We start from the raw sequence: 492 nt of genomic DNA on the forward strand, positions 1-492 counted from the left end.
GATGACACCGGCGACACCGGCCGCCGACTGAGTGTGGCCGATGTTGGACTTCACCGAGCCGAGCCGTACGGGCTGGTCGGTGGGCCTGTCCTGGCCGTAGGTCGCGATCAGCGCCTGTGCCTCGATCGGGTCGCCCAGCTTGGTGCCCGTGCCGTGCGCCTCCACCGCGTCCACATCCGCCACCGACAGCCCCGCGTTGGCCAACGCCGCCCGGATCACCCGCTCCTGCGACGGCCCGTTCGGCGCCGTCAGACCGTTGCTGGCGCCGTCCTGGTTCACCGCCGAACCGCGTACGACGCCCAGCACCTTGTGCCCCAGACGCCGCGCGTCCGACAACCGCTCCAAGGCGAGCAGAGCGATGCCCTCGCCCGCGCTGAATCCGTCGGCGTCCGCCGAGAACGGCTTGCACCGCCCGTCCGGGGCCAGACCCCGCTGCCGCGAGAACTCGGTGAGCGCGGCCGGGCTGGCGAGGACGGTGACGCCGCCGGCCAG

The 492-nt window shown here is 73.2% G+C and carries 1 protein-coding gene; it reads right to left on the bottom strand.

What is annotated here, in order from left to right:
• On the bottom strand, positions 1 to 492 hold a 492-nt coding region (locus ICC28_RS40115), incomplete at both ends, for a beta-ketoacyl synthase N-terminal-like domain-containing protein (protein ID WP_188293806.1).

Origin of the sequence: Streptomyces sp. TRM68416 (genome assembly GCF_014596915.1) — a bacterium.
In the GTDB taxonomy this organism is placed as follows: Bacteria; Actinomycetota; Actinomycetes; order Streptomycetales; family Streptomycetaceae; genus Streptomyces.